The sequence below is a fragment of the Klebsiella sp. DY2415 genome, assembly GCF_026314315.1.
GTDB classification, from domain to species: Bacteria; Pseudomonadota; Gammaproteobacteria; order Enterobacterales; family Enterobacteriaceae; genus Klebsiella; species Klebsiella ornithinolytica.
On the sequence record NZ_CP111115.1, the window covers coordinates 2,062,519 to 2,078,137 of the forward strand.

The 15,619-nt window shown below is 57.1% G+C and carries 9 protein-coding genes and 1 pseudogene; 3 read left to right on the plus strand and 7 right to left on the minus strand.

Annotated features, from left to right (window positions below; genetic code table 11):
- Positions 1-16: 16 nt before the first annotated feature.
- Genes OQV00_RS09605 through OQV00_RS09615 form a run of 3 tightly spaced genes read right to left on the minus strand, consistent with a single transcriptional unit; the run spans position 17 to position 5,126 of the window.
- Entirely contained in the window at positions 17-940 is a 924-nt protein-coding gene (locus tag OQV00_RS09605) for an acyltransferase (protein ID WP_162098183.1), read from the minus strand.
- Positions 941-978: 38 nt separating this feature from the next.
- Positions 979-4,041: an efflux RND transporter permease subunit gene (locus OQV00_RS09610; protein WP_065906708.1), complete on the minus strand. Its 3,063-nt coding sequence runs from the start codon at positions 4,039-4,041 to the stop codon at positions 979-981.
- Entirely contained in the window at positions 4,041-5,126 is a 1,086-nt protein-coding gene (locus OQV00_RS09615) for an efflux RND transporter periplasmic adaptor subunit (protein ID WP_015584034.1), read from the minus strand. The genes OQV00_RS09610 and OQV00_RS09615 overlap by 1 nt, the downstream gene beginning before the upstream one ends.
- Positions 5,127-5,658: 532 nt before the next feature.
- Between OQV00_RS09615 and OQV00_RS09620 the strand changes: the two genes are divergently transcribed.
- Both OQV00_RS09620 and OQV00_RS09625 read left to right on the plus strand, forming a co-directional pair.
- On the plus strand, positions 5,659-6,090 hold the full coding sequence (locus OQV00_RS09620) for a universal stress protein (protein WP_004863814.1): 432 nt from the start codon (positions 5,659-5,661) through the stop codon (positions 6,088-6,090).
- Positions 6,091-6,140: 50 nt separating this feature from the next.
- Positions 6,141-8,828, plus strand: a complete 2,688-nt coding sequence (locus OQV00_RS09625) for a cation-transporting P-type ATPase (RefSeq protein WP_064356928.1) — start codon at positions 6,141-6,143, stop codon at positions 8,826-8,828.
- 268 nt (positions 8,829-9,096) lie between these two features.
- Here OQV00_RS09625 and OQV00_RS09630 read toward each other — a convergent pair.
- Both OQV00_RS09630 and ldcA read right to left on the minus strand, forming a co-directional pair.
- Positions 9,097-10,764, minus strand: a pseudogene (locus OQV00_RS09630) (potassium/proton antiporter); the annotation flags it as partial.
- Between the two features lie 92 nt (positions 10,765-10,856).
- Complete coding sequence (gene ldcA / locus OQV00_RS09635) at positions 10,857-11,771, minus strand: muramoyltetrapeptide carboxypeptidase (RefSeq protein WP_004863802.1); 915 nt, start codon at positions 11,769-11,771, stop codon at positions 10,857-10,859.
- Between the two features lie 95 nt (positions 11,772-11,866).
- Here ldcA and emtA point away from each other — a divergent pair, with 95 nt between their 5' ends.
- The gene (gene emtA / locus OQV00_RS09640; RefSeq protein WP_015584038.1) at positions 11,867-12,478 is read left to right on the plus strand and encodes a membrane-bound lytic murein transglycosylase EmtA; all 612 of its coding nucleotides are present in this window, start codon (positions 11,867-11,869) and stop codon (positions 12,476-12,478) included.
- An 87-nt stretch (positions 12,479-12,565) separates the two neighbouring features.
- Here emtA and OQV00_RS09645 read toward each other — a convergent pair whose 3' ends face one another.
- Both OQV00_RS09645 and OQV00_RS09650 read right to left on the minus strand, forming a co-directional pair.
- Entirely contained in the window at positions 12,566-14,686 is a 2,121-nt protein-coding gene (locus OQV00_RS09645; RefSeq protein ID WP_064356931.1) for a TonB-dependent siderophore receptor, read from the minus strand.
- Between the two features lie 264 nt (positions 14,687-14,950).
- Complete coding sequence (locus tag OQV00_RS09650; RefSeq protein ID WP_032717117.1) at positions 14,951-15,595, minus strand: MOSC domain-containing protein; 645 nt, start codon at positions 15,593-15,595, stop codon at positions 14,951-14,953.
- Between the last annotated feature and the right edge of the window lie 24 nt (positions 15,596-15,619).

The following is a 15,619-nucleotide window of genomic DNA, read 5'->3' on the forward strand; positions in this document are numbered from 1 at the left end:
GCCGGGCGCCGGTGATTTAAAGGGTGATCACTTTTTTAGCGACGGAGTTGGATAACGCCAGCATTGAAATCAATACCGAGACGATAAACGTCAGGGCAATCAGCATTAATTTTGTGCTAAGCGAACCGATTGGGATAAGGGTGCTCAGGAGATGAAAAATGGAGTAATGGAGGATATAAACCCCGGTCATCGTTTTGCTGATTGCCGCCAGAATACTCTCTTTAAACTCGCTGTTTTTTCGGAAACGGACGCCGTTGGCCGCAATAACCAGCGCGACCACCAGAATATAAATTTGCGAACCGGTGAGAATGAATGCATTTCTGTCGGCCTTGAACAGAGCGAAAAAGAAATGGCGCTCGTAAAACCAGGTGAAAAGATAAATAAAGGGTATCGCAAACATCGCGGCTTTGACCACCTTATCGCGATTAAGCCAGCGCACCACCAGCGGGTCGCTAAACAGCTGACCGGTTAGATAGAACAACAGCCAGGTCCACAGGCGATACTGCGGCGCCAGCGTCAGCGCATGCACGTTGGGATAGAGGGCTGCCAGCAGGTCGTAACCATAGGAGAAAAGCAGCAATACAAACACCACGCCAAAGAAGATCCTTCTGCGCTGGCTTAGCCACTCGATCAGCGGGTGGAAGGTATAGATCACAATAAAGGCGAAGACAAACCACGGCTGGATAAGATAGCCGCGCTGGTAAGGTTCCCAGAGATAGTAAATCGTCATCCAGAAAAGAAAGACGATCACCACGCTTTTAATTTTCCCCATCTGCCAGCTCGTACTATGCCGGGACTGGGCATCGAGATAGCCGGCCACCACAAAAAACAGCGGCGTGGCGATGGTCGAGATAAACGTCAGAAAGCCGAGGATCCAGTGGTAATCGTAATCATACCGATCCCAGGTGTTATAGATGGTAAAGAATGTTACCGCCGTCATGCATCCCAGCGTTTTAATAATATTTAACCCGGTGGTGTTCATTGTGGTTGCTGCATATCCTTAGGGTGGAAACAGGCGTAAATAACCGGAAGAACCAGTAGCGTCAGAATGGTCGCAAAACCCAGCCCGAACATGATAACCACCGCCATACTCTGGAAGAAGACGTCCAGCAGCAGCGGCGCCAGCCCGAGCACGGTGGTGAAGGCCGTGAGCAGTATAGGGCGTAAGCGCGAGGTTGCCGCATAGATAATCGCCTCGTGCTGCGGTTTTTCCTGTTTTTGTTGTTCAATCTCTTCGACCAGCACGATGCCGTTACGGATAAGCATGCCGCTCAGGCTGAGTAAACCGATAAGCGCCATAAAGCCGAAGGGGATGCCGGTAATTAAAAAGCCCGGCGTCACGCCAATCAGCGCCAGCGGCACGGTCAGCCAGATGGCGACCGCATTTTTCAGCGAGCTAAACATCAGGACGGTGATGACGAACATCACCAGATAGCCCAATGGCAGGGTGGTGAACAGCCCCTGCTGCGCTTCGCTGGAGTTCTCCGCGTCGCCTCCCCACTCAATGCTGTAGCCGTGCGGCAGGCTGAGCGCGTTAATCTGCGGCTGGACCCGCGCCAGAATATCGCCCGGGGTTTGATTGCTCAGCGGGTCGGGGTCGGTCATCACCGTGAGCACGCGACTGCGGTCGCGGCGCAGAATTAACGGGTCTTCCCATTCGAGGTTAAAGCCGCTGACCACGTTGCTCAGCGGAATGTACTGCTGACGGCTTTGGCTCCACACCAGCACGTTTTTCAGATGGTTGGCATCCTGACGTTCGGCGGCCGGCGGGCGCACCACCACCGGCAGCAGATCGGCGCCTTCGCGGTACAACCCGGCGCGGCTACCGCTGAAATTCATCTGCAGCGCACTGTCGATATCTTGCTTATCCACCCCCAGCTCGCGCCCCAGGGTCGGGGAATACTGCGGGCGGATCGTTTTACTACGGTTTTGCCAGTCGTTGCGCACGCTACCGACGGCCGGATCCGCCGTGAGGATAGTGCTTACCTGGCTGGCTATCAGCCGTAATCTGTCGGGATCGGGGCCTTTAATTCGCACCTCGATGGCGCTGTCGCCGGATGGACCAAACATCACCCGCTTGCTGCTGGCATTCACCTGCGGATAGTGGCGCGCAATATAGGCATCCACGTGGCGAGTGAGGGCGTCAATACTACGCTGGTCGTCCATGCGCACCATGATCTGCGCATAGTTGCTGTACTGGCGCTGGCCGCTATAGGTGAGGATAAAGCGCATGCTGCCCTGACCGACGGTCGCCACGGTGGTGACGACGCCGGGCTGGCCGTTAATCGCGGTTTCGATATCGCTGGCCATTTTTTCCGTGGAGGCAATGTCGGTGCCGTAGGGCAGCCACAGATCAACAAAGAAGATCGGCGTATTGGATGACGGAAAAAAGTTCTGCCGCACCGAGCCAAATCCCCAGACTGCACCGGCCAGTAGCGCGGCCATCACCACGAGGGTGACGGTTTTTTGCCGCAACAGAGCGTTGAGGATCCGCTGATAGCTGCGGTAAAAGCGTCCGCGGTAAGGATCGGCCTCAGCGGCCGGCGGCGGGGAGGCGGCGCCTTTAAACAGCCACCATTTGATCAGCACCGGGGTAATGGTGAGCGCCGAGAACCAGCTGAGCATCAGGGAGATTAACAGCACCTGGAACAGCGATTTACAATACTCCCCCGTCGAGTCCTGCGACAGGCCGATGGGCGCGAAGGCGAGGATCGCAATCACCGTTGCCCCCAGCAGGGGCAGGGCGGAACGGCGGATAACGTAGTTGATGGCGGTCAGCAGCGTTGACCCCTGCTGACGGGCAATCAGCACCCCTTCGACAATCACGATGGCATTATCGACCAGCATGCTAAGGGCGATAATGAGCGCCCCCAGCGAGATCCGCTGTAGCTCAATACCCCACAGATACATAATCAGCAGCGTGCCCAGCACGTTGAGGGCCAACGAGAACGCGATAATAATGCCGCTGCGCACGCCCATAAAGATCAGCAGCACGCCGACAACAATGGCCAGCGCCATTAAAAAATTAGTGATAAAGCCGTTAACCGAGTGGCCAACTTCAGCCGCCTGATCGTAGAACAGATCGAGGTGAATCCCGGCGGGTTTTTCCGCCGACATTTGTTCCAGCTTTGCCTCCAGCGCATGGCCAACATCGATGACGTTGACGCCGGGAATGAACGAGACGCCCATCGTCACCGCCTGGCGGCCGTTGGCGTGGTAGATGCTGGACGGGGATTCGCTCAGCCCGCGCGAGAGGGTGGCAATATCCCGCAGCCGGGTCGCCGCTCCCGTACCGTGCGGGTTGATCGGCAGGTCGCCCAGTTCGTCGATATTCTCAAACTCCCCGGTCGGATGCAGGCGAATGGACTCGCTGCCGGATGTTATCTCTCCGGCGCTGGAAACGACGTTCAGGCGGCTGAGAAGAGCGGAAAGCTGGTTAAGCGTGATGCCGCGGGCCGCCATTTTAGGCAGCGAGATATCAATGTTAATTTGCTGCGGGATCGCTCCGCCGATGGCTACCTTGCCGACGCCGGGCACCAGCACCAGCTCCCGGCGCAGCTGCTCGGCATAGCGGACCAGCTCAGGATTGGTAAAACTGTCGCCGGAAATGGCAAAGAAGAAGCCAAACACGTCGCCGAAATCATCGTTCACGAAGGGGGAAACCACGCCCGGCGGAAAGAGGCGGGCCGCATCGCCCACCCGGCGCCGCAGCTCGTCCCAGATTTGCGGCAGCTCGTTGGAGTGGTAATTCGAGGCGATATTCACCGTAATCTGCGACAGCCCGTTGGACGAAATAGAGCTGACGTTATCCAGGTAGGGCAGCTGTTGCAGGGCGTTTTCCAGCGGCAGGGTGACCTCTTCCTCGACCTGTTGCGCCGATGCGCCAGGGTAGTGGGTAATGACCACCGCCGTTTTAATGGTAAAGGCCGGATCTTCCAGACGGCCGATATTGAGCAGGGCGAAAATACCGCCAATGCCCAGCAGCAGAATAGTGAGCCAGACGCGCACGGGATTATTAATAAACTGGCGAGAGATATCCATTACAGGCCTCGTTCACGCGTCCAGATTCGAACCGGCTGTTGGGCATGCAGTTCGCTGACGCCAGCCGCCACAACGCGCTCGCCGGCGCTGAGACCGTCGGTAATAACCACCCCCTGGGTTGTCACCTGCCCGACGCTCACTTTGCGATCCTCAAGATGCAGCTGCTCGCCATCGCCTTTAATCACCCACACGTGCGGCTCGTTGCGCGGATGATTATCGGGATTGAACACCGCCTCAACCGGCACCACCAGCGCTTCACGACCGGCGTTAGCGGGCAGATTTGCCAGATTCACCGTCACGGTGCCGCTGACGCCGCCCACCGCAGGGAAATCAGCCGGGCGCGGCATCGTCAAAATCACCTGCCAGGTGAGCGTGCTATTGTCGCTGCTGCCGGAATGCTCTTTGTACTGGGCGGTGAACTGGCGGTCTGGCAGGGCGTTGATTTTCACTATCGGGCGGTACTGCGCGTTGCGAATATCAAAGGCGCTAAACAGGTTTTCCGGAATACTGAAGACCACATCGAGGAGATCGGTACGCGTCAGGGTCACAATGGTCTGGCCGGCGGCGACCACCTGGTGATTGCGAACCGGCACGCTGGCCGCTACCCCGCTGAACGGCGCGTTGAGCGTCATCTGGTCGAGTTCTTCGCGGGCAATTTTCAGCGCCGCATTTGCCGAGTCGCGGCTGGCGCGCTGGATGTCCATTTCGGCTTTCGAAATAGCCTGGCGGCCGGCCAGGGTCTGGAAGCGATCGAACTGCCGCTGCGCGAGCGTGGCGGCAGTTTGTCGTTCATTGACGCGCTGTTGGGCTTCACGGGCGTTAAGGCGGGCGAGGACCTGTCCTTGCGTAATGTTCGCACCCTGACGAACGTCGAGCGATTCAACCTGGCCACCGCGTTTAAAAGACAGATCCGTCGAATCCCCGGATTCGATGCGTGCAGGAAAAATACGTTGCTGTGAATCACCGACGGCGGTCACCTCCACCGCTTTAACCATCCGCGGCAGCGGCGTGACCTGAGGTGCTTTCTGATCGCAAGCTGTTGTTATTAAAATAACAACAGGAATGAGAGAAAAATAACGCTTCACTGTATTCCCCTCAGAGTGAATAGATTTATTTTACATGTTTGTTACAAGCGCCATGATTATTCAGCCAACGCGGAGACAACGACATAAGTGAATAAACCTGTCGCCGTACAGGCAATGATTGCCAGGGCGATAAACAGGCTCAGACGAACCAGACTATAGCCAAACATCGCTCCTCCTTTAGTACTGGATATATAGTAAGTAAATTCTCATATGCCTAATTATGGAGTGGTTTTTGGAAGTGCTATAGCTCCTGATTATGAGCATAGTCGTAGAAAGGCGGAAATGTTAAAAAGAGTAAAAATTTTCCTTATGTCGACGTTTTAGCGTGGTTTCCAGCCGTTTTGTCTGAGGGGGGCGGGCTCTGTGATATTTTTCAATATAATAATTGGTGGTTGAATAATGTTAACCGTCCTGTGCTACGTTTAATTATAGCGACTTCTGTGCCAGCTTTTGTTTCTGAGATTCTTTCCTCAATACGACACGTCAGGCGTTAATCGCCAACTATTCTATTGGTAATAAAAGGATTGTCTGTATGTATAAAAATATCCTGGTCCCGGTTGATGTCTTTGAAATCGGCCTCGCCGACAAAGCGTTATCCCATGCTCAGTTTCTCGCGCAAAGCGCTTCCGGGCAAATTCATTTAGTGCACGTAAACCCGCTGTTTTCCCCACAGCTGACGCGCGGATTTATTTCTGATGCGCGAAAAATGGAAGACTATCTGGTTAAAAACTCAGAGGAAAAACTTGCTGAGCTGGCCAAAAAGTCCAGTCTGCCGGAAAGCGACATCCATATTCATGTCCGCAGCGGCAATATTCGTGATGAAGTGATCAAACTGGCCGACGAACTGCAGGCAGATGTGGTGATTATTGGCTCGCGTAACCCCAATATTCAGACCCATTTGCTGGGTTCCGAGGCGGCAAGCATCGTTCGTTATGCTCACGTTCCGGTTTTCGTTGTGCGTTAGGGGCGGCCTGATGCTGTTCTGATTTCCGTTACAGGAGTGAGGAGATAACCATGAGTACAGACAAACCGGCTGGCCCGTTCTACAAGCTCTCCGTCGATGAAACCCTGACCAGCACCAACAGTTCCTCCGAAGGTATTAGCAGCGCAGAAGCCGCCTCGCGGCTCCAGCAGTACGGTGAGAATGCGCTCCCCCAAAAGCCGGGCAAGCCCGCATGGCTCCGTTTCCTGGCCCATTTCAACGATGTCCTGATTTACGTCCTGCTGGCGGCCGCGCTGCTGACTGCGGTGATGGGGCACTGGGTCGATACCCTGGTGATTCTGGGCGTCGCGGTGATTAATGCCCTGATTGGCCATATCCAGGAAAGTAACGCGGAAAAATCGCTGCAGAGCATTCGCAATATGCTTTCCAGCGAAGCGGTGGTGATCCGCCAGGGGAACCATGAAACGGTGGCGACCACCGCGCTGGTGCCGGGTGATATTGTGGTGATCCGTGCGGGCGACCGAATCCCTGCCGACCTGCGGGTTATTGAAGCCCACAATCTGCGGGTGGAAGAGGCGATTCTTACCGGCGAGTCGACGGTCGTGGAAAAAAACACCGAGGCGCTGAGCGGCGATCTTCCTCTCGGCGATCGCACGAACCTGCTGTTTTCGGGGACCACGGTCAGTTCCGGCGGCGGTAAAGGCCTGGTGGTGGCGACCGGCGGAGATACCGAACTGGGCCATATCAACCAGATGATGGCGGATATTGAAAAGCACCGTACGCCGCTGCTGGTACAGATGGATAAGCTCGGCAAAGCCATCTTTATTATCATTCTGGTGATGATGGCCGCGCTGTTCGTCTTCAGCCTGCTGTTCCGCGATATGCCGGTTTCAGAGCTGATGCTCTCGCTGATAAGTCTTGCGGTGGCCTCGGTGCCGGAAGGTTTGCCGGCGATCATCTCGATCATTCTCTCTTTGGGCGTGCAGACCATGGCGCGGCAGAAGGCGATTATCCGCAAGCTGCCGACGGTTGAGACCCTCGGGGCGATGACGGTGATCTGCTCGGATAAAACCGGGACGCTGACCATGAACGAGATGACGGTAAAAGCCGTCATTACGGCGGATACCGTCTATCGGGTTGAAGGCGATAGCTATGAACCGATCGGGAATATTCACCCGGTAGATGGGGCCGGGCCGGTTGTGGTGGCGCCCGGTACGCTGCTTGAGCGCTATTTGAGGACCATTGATTTATGTAATGACAGCCAGCTTATTAAGGATGAAAGCGGGTTATGGAAAATTACCGGCGGTCCAACGGAAGGGGCGCTGAAAGTGCTGGCGGCGAAAGTCGCGCTGCCGGTGGTGGCAACCGAATTGCGCAGCAAGATCCCTTTTGATTCGCAATATAAATATATGTCGACGCTCTATCGGATCGGTAATGAAGAGATGATCTTAATCACCGGTGCCCCGGATGTACTGTTCCGGCTTTGCCAGCAGCAGCAGACCGAGGACGGCCTGCAGCCGCTGAATCAGCCTTACTGGGAAGCAAAAATTGAAGAGTACGCGCGGGAAGGGTTGCGCATGGTCGCGGCGGCGTGGAAACCGGCGGCCAGCGGGCAAAGCGAGCTGACCCATCAGGATCTGCAGCAGGGGGTTATCCTCCTCGGTATTGCCGGAATGATGGATCCGCCGCGTCCGGAAGCGATTACGGCGATTGGCGACTGCCTGCAGGCGGGCATTCGCGTGAAAATGATCACCGGCGATCACCCGCAAACCGCGATGAGTATCGGCAAAATGCTGGGCATTGGCAATGCCGGCAATGCCATCACCGGGCGTGAACTGGAGGTGATGGACGACCTGCAGCTCAGCGAAGCCGCGCAGAAATTTGATATTTTCGCCCGTACCAGCCCGGAAGATAAATTCCGTCTGGTGCAGGCGCTGCAGAGTAAAAAAGAGGTGGTGGGGATGACCGGCGACGGGGTGAACGATGCCCCGGCGCTGAAGCAGGCCGACGTTGGCATCGCGATGGGCATCAAGGGAACCGAAGTGACCAAAGAGGCGGCCGATATGGTGCTGACTGATGACAACTTCGCCACCATCGCCAGCGCGGTCAGGGAAGGGCGGCGGGTGTACGATAACCTGAAGAAAACCATTCTCTTTATTATGCCGACCAACCTGGCGCAGGGGCTGCTCATTATTATTGCCCTGCTGGCGGGGAACTTAATTCCGCTGACCCCGGTGCTGATCCTGTGGATGAACATGGCGACCTCGGCCACGCTGTCGTTTGGCCTGGCGTTTGAGGCCGGCGAGCAGAACATTATGAAGCGCCCGCCGCGCGATCCTAAGCTGCATGTTATGGACGGTTTCGCTATCTGGCGGGTGATTTTTGTTGGTTCGATGATCGCCGTGAGCGCCTTTGTGCTGGAAGCCTGGCTCCAGCCACGCGGCTATTCGCCAGAGTTTATTCGTACCGTCCTGCTGCAAACGCTGGTGACCGCTCAGTGGTTCTATATGCTCAACTGCCGCGTCGCCGACGGATTTTCTCTGAGTAAAGGGCTACTGGCAAACAGAGGCATCTGGATCGTCAGCGCCGTCCTGCTGGCGTTGCAGCTGCTGATTATCTACGCGCCGTTTATGCAAATGTTGTTTGGTACCACCGCGCTGCCGTTCCGCTATTGGGTAATCACTTTTGTCATCGGATTTGTGATGTTCCTGATTGTGGAAATCGAAAAACCGTTAACCCGGAAATGGCGTACCGCCTGATGTACGTCGACATGAGGATGCCTGCTGTGAAAACGTTCAGGTAAAAGGTAGGCGGGCATCGGGGAGGGGGCTTTCCCGCAGCGACCGTGGCCTTGAAGGCCACGGTCGCGCGTTTGCGGAGATGATATCGGGGGGCTTTATGCGGCTCTGTAATGAGCAAAAGCATGCAAGATTAATATCTTAACCAGGATGATGAGGCGGTTCATTCCGCCTCGTCTTCCGCCACGCGTACCCCGACCTTCAGCACGTGGTCTTCCTCTTTCTCCGCCACCGTCCACAGCATCCCGGCGAACTCCACCTGGTCACCGACGACCGGCGCGGCCCCGAGCAGGTCCTGAATCACGTCCCCCAGCGACTGCTGGCGTTCGCGAAACTCTTCCCCGCCGTCAAGACCGTAAATTTGCGCCACATCGGCGAATTTTGCGCTGGCGTCGAGAATAAAGTCGCCGAAGAAGCGCTGGTCGAGCGCCACCGGCGGCGACTGGCTGAACATTTTACCCAGCGCCGGCAGATCGTGCTCGCGGCCGATCACGCAGAGAATATCGCCTTCGAGCAGGCGGGTGCTGCCGGTCGGGTGCAGCAGAACATTGTCGCGGAACAGGGCGGCAATGCGGGTTTCCGGCGGCATATGCAGATCGCGCAGCGCCGCGCCGACGCACCATTTATCGGCGCTCAGCTGGTACACAAACTGCTCCCAGGGGTTTTCCGGGTGAATATCCAGCCCGACGCGGGAAATAGGCCAGCCCACCGGCGGAACCACCACTTTGGCTTTTTTCGCCGCCCAGGAGAGGGACGTTCCCTGCAGCAGCAGCGAGACCAGCACCACGAAGAAGGCGACGTTAAAGAACAGGCGGGCGTTATCAAGACCGGCCATCATCGGGAAGACGGCGAGAATAATTGGCACCGCGCCGCGCAGGCCAACCCAGCTGATAAACACCCGCTCGCGCAGGTTAAAGCCGCGAAACGGCAGCAGGCCGGCAAAGACCGACAGCGGGCGGGCGACGAAAATCATCCACATCGACAGCAGCAGCGCCGGGATGGCGATAGGCCACAGATCCGACGGCGTGAGCAGCAGACCGAGCACGAGGAACATGGCGATTTGCGCCAGCCATGCCAGTCCGTCAAAGTTCTGCAGGATCCCGTGGCGGTTGCGAATCGGCCGGTTGCCGAGCAGGAAGCCGCACAGATACACCGCCAGAATACCGCTGCCGTCCAGCGACGTGGTGACGGCAAAAATCATAATTCCGCCGCTCAGCGCCAGCAGCGGATAGAGTCCCGTTGGGAGCACGATGCGGTTAATCATCTGCAACAGCAGATAACCGCCGCCGAGACCAATCGCAATACCGAGGCCGAACTGCTGCACGATATGCACGGCAAACATCCAGCTCAGGCCGGTTTCATGCTGCTGAATCATCTCGATAAGGGTAATGGTCAGGAACACCGCCATCGGATCATTGCTACCGGATTCAATCTCCAGGGTGGAGCCCACGCGTTCGTTCAGTCCTTTGCCGCCGAGCAACGAGAAGACCGCCGCGGCGTCGGTGGAGCCGACAATCGCGCCGATCAACATCCCCTCGATCAGATCGAGATGGAACAGCCACGCGGCCATCATCCCGGTCAGACAGGAGGTGATCAGCACGCCCACGGTCGCCAGCGAGAGGGCGGGCCAGAGCGCGACGCGAAATGAGCTCGCCTGGGTGCGCATGCCGCCGTCCAGCAGGATCACCGCCAGCGCCAGGTTACTCACCATGTAGGCGAAAGGGTAGTTGTCAAAAGGGATGCCGCCGATACCATCGACGCCGGCCAGCATACCGATGGCAAGGAAAATAACCAGAATCGGGATGCCAAGGCGCGAGGAAAAGGAACTCAATAAAATGCTACAGGTTACTAATACAGAACCCAGAATAAACAGACTAATGACCGCACCGGCGTCCAAAGTTGACGTACTCCTTACTGGCGTGAAGGTTTTATGAAAGTGACATCATTTTAACAACCTGCAGAGTATCCGAAAATGTGTAACAGAAGTTTTTATTCTGTCAGTACCGGATGTCCGCTGAGCGTTAAGGTGGTGGTGGCTGCGTTGTTCACCAGCAGCGCCTCCGCGCCGAGGGGCAGAGTCACGGTCTGCTGCTCGTGGCCGAAGTCCAGGCCGCTGATGAGCGGAACATCGAGCTGGGTGCGAAGATAGTCACAGACCTGCGGTAAATCATAGCCCGCGTCGTAATCGTTAGGCCGGGCACCGGTAAAGCTGCCGAGGACAATGGCGCGCTGATTCGCGAGGATACCACTATTGAGCAGCTGCAACAGCATTCGTTCGACGCGGAACGGATGTTCATTAATATCTTCCAGCACCAGAATACCGTTGGCGATTTGCGGTAGCCACGGCGTGCCAATCAGCGAGGTTATCATCGCCAGATTGCCGCCCCACAGGGTTCCCTGGGCCCGACAATCCGGGCCTTCGCCCTGCCACTCGAGGGTAAATTCCGGGCTGCGCAGCGCTTGCCAGAAGTGGCGTTCAGTAAACGGATCCATCGCTTCGGCGCCAAAGTTACCGGCCAGCATCGGACCGCTGAAGGTGATTATGCTACCCTTTGCCAGCAGGCCCATCTGAATCGCTGTAAAATCGCTGTGTCCGCAAATGATTAGCGGGTTCTGCCGCTGGCGTGCAACGAGGGCCTGCCAGTCGATGTGCGCCAGCAGGCGGCTGGCGCCGTAGCCGCCGCGTACCGCCAGCACGATACGATTAGCGCCTTCGAGGGTAGCCAGCTGGTTGATGTCGTTCAGGCGCTGATGCTCAGTTCCGGCAAACCGCTGCTGGCGGCGAGGGATGACCTCCTGGTGCAGGACCTGATGCCCGGCTTCCTGCAGACGTTGAACGCCGCGGTACGCTGCCTCCTGGTTGAGGCAGTAACCTGAAGGGGCGACCAGATAAAACTGAGACATGACAATTCCTTGCTAAGAATGAAAGGGTTATCATGCCGCCTGGAGCGATTATTGTCATCTCCAGGCGGCAAACTTCAGCCAATAAGGATAGATGTGTGAAATTGAGATGGTTTGTTTTTATCGTTGTATTGTTGGCCGGTTGTAGCTCAAAACAGGATTATCGTAACCCGCCGTGGAACGCTGAAGTTCCGGTTAAGCGGGCGATGCAGTGGATGCCGATCAGTGAAAAAGCCGGCGCGGCGTGGGGCGTTGATCCGCAGCTGGTGACGGCGATTATCGCCATTGAATCCGGCGGCAACCCGACGGTTATCAGCAAATCCGGTGCAGTAGGCCTGATGCAGCTGAAGCCTTCCACATCCGGGCGCGATGTCTACCGGCGCATGGGCTGGCGCGGCGAGCCGTCGGTCAGCGAGCTGAAAAACCCCGAACGTAATATTTCGATGGGCGCGGCCTATCTGAGTATCCTTGAGAATGGCCCGCTTGCCGGGATTAAAGATCCGCAGGTGATGCGCTATGCGGTGGTGGTCTCCTACGCCAACGGCGCCGGGGCGCTCCTGCGCACCTTCTCCTCGAATCGTCAGGATGCGATTGACGAGATTAACGATATGGATGCCGATGAGTTCTTTGAGCACGTGGTGAAAAAACATCCGGCTCCGCAGGCTCCGCGCTATATCTGGAAGCTGCAGCAGGCGCTGGACGCCATGTAGCCGCTTCCGCTCGCGCTGCGCTTCACGGTGACACATCGGGTGTCATTCGCAGAGCCCGGCGCGAGCGGAACGTTTTTCAGACAATCCTTAGAAGTCGTAGCCGACGGTGGCGGTCACGCTGCGTTCGGCTCCCCAGTAGCAGTTGCCGGTTCCGTAGCAGCCGGAGAGATACTCCCGGTCGCTGAGGTTATTGGCATTAACCTGCACAAAAGCTCCTTTCAACGACGGCGACCAGACGCCGAGATCGGCGCGCACCATCGCATCCAGTAAGGTGACCGACGGCAGGCGCTCGGTATTCGCATCATCCGCCCACTGTTTCCCGATATAGCGTACGCCGGCCCCGGCGCTGATCCCTGCCGGGAACTGATAGCGCGCCCAGAAAGAGGCCATCTGATCCGGCGTCAGCTGCGGCGTGTTGTCGTTAGTCCCATCTTTAGTGTCCTGGAAGCGCAGGCGGTTCCAGGTGTAGGAGGCGAGGGTGCTCAGCTCAGGCGTAATCTGGTTGTGCATCTCCAGCTCCACGCCCTGAGAGTGAACTTTTCCTGCGGGAATAAAGGTCGCGGTGGCGATGTTTGGATCGCGCGTCGCCACATCTTTTTGCGTTAAATCGTAGATAGCGATGCTGTACATATCGGCGGAGCCCGGCGGCTGGAACTTCAGGCCCGCCTCCAGCTGTTCTGCCGTGGTCGGTTTCAGCAGGGTGCCATCGGCGCCCGGCAGCATCGCTGGGGTAATCGCCTGGCTGTAGCTCAGATACGGCGAGAGGCCGTTTTCCAGCGCATACAGCAGCGATGCCCGGCCGCTGATATGGTCATCGGAGCGGCGGCTGGAGGTGCCGAAGGTATCGCTGACCTGTTGCGAAACAATGCGATCGTAACGGCCGGAGACATCCAGATGCCAGCGCGCCCAGACCATTTCGTCCTGCAGATAGAGCCCGGTCTGGTAGTAGCGGCGGTTGTTGTTATCGCTGTAGGTCACGGTATGTCCGGTCTGCGCGGTATAGCCGCTGAACGGATCGAGAGGCGACGCGCTGCCGGCGCCGGTCCACAGATCGTTGCGGAAACGGTGATATTCCCCGCCGAGGATCAGCGTATGGGCCAGTTCGCCGGTGGTGAAATCGGCGCGCAGGCGGTTGTCGGTTGACCAGGCATCCAGCGAGCCGCGCGAGCCGCTGTAACCGCGCGCCAGACTATCGCTGTCATTAATCCAGCCGACCTGATACACCTGATCCAGCGATACGTTGGTGTGGGTATAGCTTCCGGCGGAGTAGGCGGACCAGACGTCATCGAACTGATGAGTGAACTCGTAGCTGTAGATCTGCTCGCGGCGCTGATACCCGTCTGACGGATCGCCTTCGTTGGTGCTGGTGGAGAGCTTACGTCCGTTGTGAGCATAGCGGGTGCCGTCCAGCGGCAGCGAGCCGTGATAGCCGCCCGACGGATCTTTTTGCAGGTAGGCGCGCAGCAGCAGCGAGGTGTCGGTATCCGGCTGCCAGAGCAGGGAAGGTGAAATGGCGTAGCGCTCTTCGCGGGTATTATCGTACTGGGTATCGCTGGTGCGCGTCATGCCGATAATCCGGTAAGCCCATTGATCGTTGAGGGCATCGGTATAATCGAAGGCGGCCCCTTTGGTGTTCTGCGTCCCGCCGCTGAGGCGGAAATGGCCTTCCGAGGTAAACTGCGGGCGTTTCGAGGTCAGATTCACCACCCCGCCCGGCACGCTCTGACCGTACAGCGCCGAAGAGGGGCCCCGGATGACGTCAACCCGTTCAACAAACCAGGGATCGATTTGCAGGACGTTGTGGCTGCCGCCGTCGCTCATCAAGCGCATGCCGTCGAGAAACAGGTTATCAACATCACCGCCGTGGTAGCCGCGTAGCGATACCGTATCAAAGCGGGTCGCGCCGCCGCCGAAGCTGGAGTAAACCCCCGGGGTGTATTCCAGCGCCTGGCTGATGGTATTGGCTCCCTGATCATTCATCTGTTGACGGGTGATGACGGAGACCGATTGCGCGGTGGTAATCAACGGCTGATCGGTTTTCGTCGCGCCAGCGGAGGTTTTGGCACTATAGCCCTGCGTTGGCGAGATGGCTGAGTCGATGGGTTGTGCGGTGACGATAACCGTCTCTTCCGCCAGGCTGGCAAACGGGAAGACGGTGGCCAGCGCGTACAGCAGCGCCGGGCGTTTGAAAATGACGCGAGCGGTCATGACATAATCCTGAGTTGACGTAGCCTGGTACTCCTGTACGCCACCACGCATAAAAAACGAAAGTGTCATCTCTCGTAAAAAAGTAATGCGAATTATTATCGTTCTGTTTTTGATTATCAAGGCGGGATTGGTAAATATGAAAATGAAAACCCATGAAAAACTTAATGTTTATTTGACAGGACGGTGATAAACAGCGGATTAAGCGGCGATGGAAACCTGAACTGGCTACCTGATTTGGTAGCCAGTGGTTGAGGGTGGAGGGGATCAGCGGCGACTGTCTAAGCGCATCATGGCAATGGCTCTCCAGGGGGTGGCAAGGAACGGCATCGCAGAAAGAGCCTGCAGCTCCTCTTCCGTCCCTCCATCACTGAAGATGATCGCCTGCACCCGGCTGAGTGGCCAGTCTACGGCAGGTCGGTCGAGCAGTCGGAATGTATCGCCGCAGCGGGCTTCGCCAGGCGCTATCACCCGATAAAACCAGCCGTTGCGCGACTGTTGATGCATCAGTTCTGGAGCATCAGGATCCTGCAAACGGGTCGCCATCGTTTGACAGGCAACGCGCCCCCAGGAGACCTGTACTTCGGCAGCGCCAAGACGAAAGACATCGCCCGGACATACGTTAGCTTCCGTCATGCCATAAGTGGACAAATTTTCCCCAAACAGGCCGGCGCAGAGGCGCTGCCCGGCCTGCGCGGGATATCGCTCACGCCAGAAATCGTAATGTTCCCGGGCATAATGCATGAGCGCGCAATCGGGATCCTGAAAATGTTCCCGGATGCCGTTCTCGGCTTCCAGTCCATGCGTATTGAAATACACGCTGCCGCTTAACGGCACTTTGTGCACTGACCCGTCCGTCCGACGTTGATTGCCGAGGATTGTATGCAGTATCACTTTAAAATCTACGATCATAAGGATCTCCTTCATTTTTCCACC

Coding starts and splice junctions, on each gene's coding strand:
- OQV00_RS09610 (WP_065906708.1), bottom strand. CDS start 4,041: ATGGATATCTCTCGCCAGTTTATTAATAATCCCGTGCGCGTCTGGCTC.
- ldcA (WP_004863802.1), bottom strand. CDS start 11,771: ATGTCTCAGTTTTATCTGGTCGCCCCTTCAGGTTACTGCCTCAACCAG.
- OQV00_RS09645 (WP_064356931.1), bottom strand. CDS start 14,686: ATGACCGCTCGCGTCATTTTCAAACGCCCGGCGCTGCTGTACGCGCTG.
- OQV00_RS09620 (WP_004863814.1), top strand. CDS start 5,659: ATGTATAAAAATATCCTGGTCCCGGTTGATGTCTTTGAAATCGGCCTC.
- OQV00_RS09625 (WP_064356928.1), top strand. CDS start 6,141: ATGAGTACAGACAAACCGGCTGGCCCGTTCTACAAGCTCTCCGTCGAT.
- OQV00_RS09605 (WP_162098183.1), bottom strand. CDS start 940: ATGACGGCGGTAACATTCTTTACCATCTATAACACCTGGGATCGGTAT.
- OQV00_RS09650 (WP_032717117.1), bottom strand. CDS start 15,595: ATGATCGTAGATTTTAAAGTGATACTGCATACAATCCTCGGCAATCAA.